The sequence below is a fragment of the Acidovorax sp. HMWF018 genome, from assembly GCF_003061035.1.
GTDB lineage: Bacteria > Pseudomonadota > Gammaproteobacteria > Burkholderiales > Burkholderiaceae_C > Acidovorax > Acidovorax delafieldii.
In genome coordinates this window covers 4,021-4,766 of sequence record NZ_QAIM01000632.1, presented here as the reverse complement: position 1 = coordinate 4,766, position 746 = coordinate 4,021, and the positions used below count along the sequence as shown (strand labels likewise).

At 70.1% G+C, this 746-nt stretch carries 1 protein-coding gene and 1 pseudogene; both read left to right on the top strand.

The window, feature by feature from the left end; all coding sequences use genetic code 11:
• Nucleotides 1–478 (top strand): MOFRL family protein (locus DBR23_RS31915; protein WP_369882175.1); only part of this gene is annotated, 478 nt, incomplete at its 5' end.
• A gap of 72 nt (nucleotides 479–550) precedes the next feature.
• A pseudogene (locus DBR23_RS31910) lies at nucleotides 551–746 on the top strand (tripartite tricarboxylate transporter substrate binding protein); the annotation flags it as partial.

The window sequence follows — 746 nt, the reverse complement described above, 5'->3', positions numbered from 1 at the left end:
CACGCTGCTCGGCGATGCGCTGGAGGGCGAAGCCCGCGACATGGGCACCGTGCTGGCCGGTGTCGCCCGCTACGCCGCCAAGGCCCCGTCACCACGGCACCGCGTGCTGCTGAGCGGTGGCGAAAGCACCGTCACCCTGCGCGCACCCGCTCCGGGACAACCCATGCCAACCCCAGGTCGCGGCGGGCGCAATGTGGAATGCCTGCTGTCCCTGGCCCTGTCGCTCAAGGGCCTGCCCGGCGTGTACGCATTGGCTGGGGATACCGACGGCATCGACGGCCTGGAGCCCGTGGCTGGCGCCATCGCCACGCCCGACACGCTGGAGCGCGCCGCCGCGCTGGGCCAACACGCCACCGCTGCGCTGGACGCGCACGATGCCCACACCTTTTTTGGCGCGCTGGGCGATGCCGTGGTCACCGGCCCCACGGGCACCAACGTCAACGACTTCCGCGCGATCCTGATCGCAGCCACGGGCTGACGCCCTACACATGCCTCCCCAGCAGCCCTGCAACCTAAAGAACACAAGAACCACAACCCCACGGAGACAACCATGACACGCATTGCAAAGCCGCACCACCCACAGTCAACGCCGCCCACAGCACCACTCACACGCCGGTACCACCTGCTGGCACTGGCCGCCCTGGCTACCGCTGCCTGTGCCCTGCCCAGCGCACCGGCCCAAGCGCAGGCCTGGCCGGCCAAGCCCGTCACCATCGTTGTGCCCTTTGCAGCGGGCGGCACCACCG